This window comes from Microbacterium sp. (genome assembly GCF_029263575.1).
Taxonomy (GTDB): domain Bacteria; phylum Actinomycetota; class Actinomycetes; order Actinomycetales; family Microbacteriaceae; genus Microbacterium.
Genome location: NZ_JAJUFV010000190.1, coordinates 1 through 4951 on the forward strand (window position 1 = coordinate 1; position 4951 = coordinate 4951).

The 4951-nt window shown below is 66.7% G+C and carries 6 protein-coding genes and 1 pseudogene; 4 read left to right on the forward strand and 3 right to left on the reverse strand.

Going from position 1 to position 4951, the window contains the following annotated elements:
• Nucleotides 1-293 (forward strand): histidine phosphatase family protein (locus tag Q1J95_RS14345; RefSeq protein WP_300268756.1); only part of this gene is annotated, 293 nt, incomplete at its 5' end.
• A 54-nt stretch (nt 294-347) separates the two neighbouring features.
• Here the strand turns inward: Q1J95_RS14345 and Q1J95_RS14350 are convergent.
• Nucleotides 348-692 carry a hypothetical protein gene (locus Q1J95_RS14350; RefSeq protein WP_300268758.1) on the reverse strand — a complete coding sequence of 115 codons (345 nt, stop codon included), beginning with the start codon at nt 690-692 and terminating at the stop codon, nt 348-350.
• A gap of 156 nt (nt 693-848) precedes the next feature.
• Between Q1J95_RS14350 and Q1J95_RS14355 the strand changes: the two genes are divergently transcribed.
• Both Q1J95_RS14355 and Q1J95_RS14360 read left to right on the forward strand, forming a co-directional pair.
• Nucleotides 849-1928 carry a GrpB family protein gene (locus tag Q1J95_RS14355; RefSeq protein WP_300268759.1) on the forward strand — a complete coding sequence of 360 codons (1080 nt, stop codon included), beginning with the start codon at nt 849-851 and terminating at the stop codon, nt 1926-1928.
• A gap of 7 nt (nt 1929-1935) precedes the next feature.
• On the forward strand, nt 1936-2796 hold the full coding sequence (locus Q1J95_RS14360) for a VOC family protein (protein WP_300268762.1): 861 nt from the start codon (nt 1936-1938) through the stop codon (nt 2794-2796).
• Here the strand turns inward: Q1J95_RS14360 and Q1J95_RS14365 are convergent.
• Together Q1J95_RS14365 and Q1J95_RS15730 are read right to left on the reverse strand one after the other, a co-directional pair.
• The gene (locus Q1J95_RS14365; RefSeq protein ID WP_300268764.1) at nt 2777-3499 is read right to left on the reverse strand and encodes an HAD family phosphatase; all 723 of its coding nucleotides are present in this window, start codon (nt 3497-3499) and stop codon (nt 2777-2779) included. The genes Q1J95_RS14360 and Q1J95_RS14365 overlap by 20 nt on opposite strands.
• Nucleotides 3500-3564: 65 nt before the next feature.
• A complete protein-coding gene (locus tag Q1J95_RS15730) occupies nt 3565-4647 on the reverse strand; it encodes a DUF4073 domain-containing protein (protein WP_366945560.1) in 1083 nt (360 codons plus the stop codon).
• Between the two features lie 39 nt (nt 4648-4686).
• Here Q1J95_RS15730 and Q1J95_RS14380 point away from each other — a divergent pair.
• A pseudogene (locus Q1J95_RS14380) lies at nt 4687-4951 on the forward strand (glucose-6-phosphate isomerase); the annotation flags it as partial.

Here is a 4951-nt window from a genome sequence, read left to right on the forward strand (position 1 = left end):
ACGACGAAGGGCTTGAAGGCGCCGAAACGAAACTCCAATGGGCGCATCGCGTCTATGCCGGCATGGACAAGATCCTGTCTGATCCGGCTCCACAGAGCATCATCGTCACCCATGGCGGAACCGCCACTCTCGTGATCGCCCACTGGATCGGCATGCCGCTTGACGCTCTTAACCGCGTGATCTTCACAGTCGACGCCGGCAGCATCACCCGACTGGTCGAAGACGACTACTTCCACAACCGCGGAGTCAAACTTCTCAACGACACCACGCACCTGGTCGCGCTCGGCTCATAGCCGAGAGGGCACCGAAGTCACACGCGCTCCGGCACCCCGCTCGTGTCAATCGCGTTATTTCGGGTTCAGCTGCCCGATCGGAAGCTTCCACGAGGGATCGAGCACCCAGTCCGAGCCGTAGTACGTGTACGGTGACTGCCCGCCCGGAAGAGGTGGTTGGACGACATAGGTCTCGACAACGAGAAGGCCATCATTGCCGTTGTCGTCATAGGTGAACTCCCACCGCTGGTTGTTCCCGTCCGGAGTCATGATTCCGGTGTTCACGCCGTTGATGTAATCCTCGAAGGCCTGATCAAGGTCACCGCCCGACGCCGCGTCCGCGGGCGCCACACCGCCGAGCACAGCAACCGCCACCACAGCGGTGCCCAGCGTTGCTGCCCACATCTTCTTGAGCCCCATGTTCACTGTTCCCTTCTGTTCTCGATGTCGCGTCCCAATCCGCGACCCGCAGAATGTCCCACGTGCAGCACCGCCGGATCAATACTTGTGCGCGCATCCGGACGTTCCCGGACACCCGCGTGGGCACGACTGGCCCCGCCTGAGATAGTGGAAGGCATGCACCATCCGACGGGCCCATCCCCCGGCATAGACGACGCCATGCGCCCTCTCCTCGCAGCCCTGTCCAACCCGACGGCGCGCGAGGCATTCGCGCGAGTGGTGCTGAGCGCAACGCCTGACGCTCCTAACCGCCGCGAGGAACGCGCCCTCAGCCAGCTGCAATCCGCCGGGCTCATCACGAGAGCTGGCACGGGCTGGGCCGTCGACGAGTCGCATCTGCGCGGCTTGCTGCAGCAGGGCGCACGCACGCGCCCGAAGAACGGACCAGAGCGCTTCCTCACGACGGACGGACGCATCGACCGGTACCCGTCAGACCATGGCGAGCGCGATGAGTTCCTGCGGTCACTCCTTCCGCGCGTGATCGCATCAACCGAGACGCTGAGCGAAGCCGAACTGGGAGCGCGACTGTCGGCGTTGACCGACGACACAGCACGGTTGCGCCGCGCGTTCGTCGACCACGGCATCCTCCATCGAGACCCGTCCGGAGCGGCCTACCGCCTGCCGTCCACGCCGGACGTCGAGTGGTTCGACCAGCCGATCGGTGAGGACGTCGAGATTCACACCGCATCCGATGAGTGGGCGGATCTCGGCCGTCTCTGGGTGAAACGCCTCACGGATGCTTTCGCGCCCCTGCCCACATGCATCGATCATGTCGGTTCGACAGCCGTACCCGGCCTCGCCGCCAAGCCGGTCATCGACATTCAAGTGCAGGTTCCCGATCTCACCGACGAGACCAGCTACCTGCCTGCGCTCGAGGAGCTGGGACTGGTTCTGCGCGCACGCGGCGCCGACTTCCGCTTCCTCCGCCCACCCGCGGGCCGCACACGCGACGTGCACGTGCACGTCTGCGAGATCGACTCGACCTGGGCCGCAGAACACCTCGCCTTCCGCGATGCACTGCGCGAACACGACTCCCTCGCCGAAGAATACGAGGCGCTGAAACGGCACCTCGCGGCAACAGTCACCGAGCGCGCAGACTACAACCGAGGCAAAGAATCTTTCATCCGCGACGTCATCGCGCGGCACGCGCAGCGCACCGCATCGCATGCGGGAATAGATCGCGCCGAAAGGCGTTGACACTGACATGAACGAAAAGCTTGCCGCGGCAACTACCATGGGAGCCGTCACACTCTTTGTCGCCGACCTCGACGCCATGACCGCGTTCTACCGCGACGTCATCACCCTGCAGGTGCTCAGCGCCGAGGGCGATTCGGTCGTGCTCGGCCGCGCGGGCACGCCGATCGTCATCCTGCAGCACTCCCCCGAGCTGAAGCACGCCGCCCCGGGGTCAGCCGGCCTGTTTCACACCGCCATCCTGTTCGAATCGCAGACGGCCCTGGCATCCGCCCTCGCCTCCGTCGCTCAGCGCGCACCGCAGCTGTTCACCGGCAGCGCCGACCACCTCGTCAGCCAGGCCTTCTACCTGAACGATCCCGAGGGAAACGGCATCGAGCTCTACTGGGACCGCGACCGCACCGAATGGTCATGGACCCACGGCCAGGTCGAGATGGCCACGCTCTATCTCGACCCGAACGCCTTCTTGCAGCAGCACCTCACGGAGGCCGCAGCATCCGGCTCGACCGCAGCGGAAGCCGCCCAGATCGGACACGTCCACCTCTCCGTCGGCGACGTCGCCAGCGCCCGCGACTTCTATGTGCGCCGTCTCGGCTTCGACGCCACGGCATCCATGGGCGAGCAGGCACTGTTCGTCTCGGCGGGCGGATACCACCACCACATGGCCATGAACGTGTGGAACTCGCGCGGCGCCGGAGCCCGCATGCCCGCACTCGGCCTCGGCCAGGTCGACCTCGCCCTCCCGAACGCCGACGCACTCGGCGAGCTGAACGAGCGCCTCACCCACTTCGGCACGCAGGTCGCCGACGACGGGCAGACACTCACCTTCCGCGACCCGTGGAACAACACCCTCAAAGCACAGCTCGCCTGACCTCGCCCCGGCTCGACGCCGACCCGCCCCTGCCCGCCAGCGGCAAGCGCAGATCGGCGACCGTCCGCCCCTCCAGCGTCGACCAGACGACGTCGGCAGCGCCCGTCGGAATCGCGACATGGTGCGGGATGCCGAGCACCTGAGCCCCGGCCGCACGCGCAGCCGCGAGGCCGATGAGCGAGTCCTCGATCGCGACGCAGTCGCGCACCTCGACCCCCAGCAGCTCCGCCGCCCGTAGATACGCATCGGGGTGCGGTTTGCCGCGCTCGACGGCATCGCCCGTGACGATCACATCAAACGTCCCAGCAGGCAACGCCGCGATGATGGTGTCGGCATAGGTGCGATACGACATGGTCACGAGAGCGAGACGGATGCCGTCGGCACGAAGCGCCGCCAACAACTCGACGGCACCCGGCCGCCAGTCGAATCCAGCGGCGGCCGTGTTGCGCAGAGCCAGCTCCAGGTGTCGCTCGACCAGCTCAGCGACCGGCACATCGACACCCCACCCGCGCATGAGTTCAGCCCCGGCGGTCAATGACGTGCCCACGAGCTCGGCGAGAGCATCCGACGCCACCGTGATTCCGAACGATCGCGCGATCTCATCCGCCGCCGCGATCCAGTGCGCCTCGGTGTCGACGATCGTGCCGTCCATGTCCCACAGCACCGCGGCCGGATGCTGCCGGGCAGACTGCGCGTCACTCATGCGCTCTCTCCTTGAAATAGCTCGGTCCCGTGCGCACGGCACGCACGGGACCGAGCGACAGTAAATCAGGCCCGGCGGCGCCGCGCGAGCGCGAGCCCACCGGCAGCCAGACCGCCCAGGATCAGCGCGGCCGCAGCCGCCCCGATGCCCCAGGCCAGCTCAGAGCCGGTCGCGGCGAGGTCGCCTCGGTCACTCGCCTCACCGGCCGCGGAATCGTCGCCCGAACCACCGGGGCCCGACGTGCCAGGGCCGGGATCGGTACCCGGGTCAGCGCCGGGATCGGTGCCCGGATCCGTGCCAGGGTCGTCAGGACCGGTGCCCGGATCCGGGTCGCCACCGTCATCCGGGCGCACCTCGGCATCGAACTCGACGAGGGGGTTCGGGATCTCGATCTGGCGCAGCTGCTCGTCGGAAGCGAAGTCGTATGCCGTCACCACGACGCGGTCGCCATACGAATCCAGCGTCAGGCCCTGGTTGATGTCGCGCGTGGTCTCCTCACGGATGCCTGCGGTGTTCTCGCCGAAAGCATCCCACTCGACGTGCATCGCGATCGTGTTGATCGCCCAGAATCCGTCGGGGTGTCCGTCGGCGGTGCGCCGCTGCACGGCCCAGTCGCCGAGCTCGGCCGGATAGTGCGTGTGACCGGTGAAGATGATCGCGTTCGGGTAGTTGCCGAGAATGCTCGTCAGCCGATCGTTCATCTGGTGGTGCTCGCTGTACCAGTGCAGCCACGACGCCGAGACGGTGTTGCCCAGCGGGAAGTGCGTCATCACGACGACCTGCTTGTCGTGCGCGGTCCAGTGCGCCAGACGCTCTTCGAAGAATGCGACCTGCGCCTCAGACATGGCGACATCCGTCGGTGCGGTGAACTCCTGACCCAGCACGATCACGGGCAGATCTCCTGCCGGACCCTCGACAATGTACTCAGCCCACGGCTTCTCGCGCTCAGCGAAGGCGTAGAACCGTTCCATGTTCGCGTCGAAACCACCCGGAGCGTAACGCTCGTGATTCCCGTTCGCAGCGATCGTCTGACGCGGACGGATATCGGCCGTGGCATCCATCACGTCATAGATCTCGTTCCACTCACCGGAGGTTCCCGAGTTCACGATGTCGCCGACCATGAGCATGCTGTCGGCGTCCGGTGCGATCTCGGCATAGTCGCCGAGCGCGTGCTGGAGGTCATGCGGGTGACCCTGAGCTCCCCGGCCACCGTCGGCGGGCGCTTCTCGGCGCTCAGCCTGTTCGGGCTCACCCCCGCGGCGCTCATCGGCGTTGACATCGAAGGACTCGTGTCACGCGCGGCGTCGATGGAAGCCGCATGTGCGCAGAGTCCCGATGCCAACCCCGCCGCCCTGCTGGCGGCCTGGATCGCGGATGCTCACGACGCCGGTCGAGACAAGCTCACACTCGTGACCTCACCGGCGCTCTCGGCCTTCGGACTCTGGGTCGAGC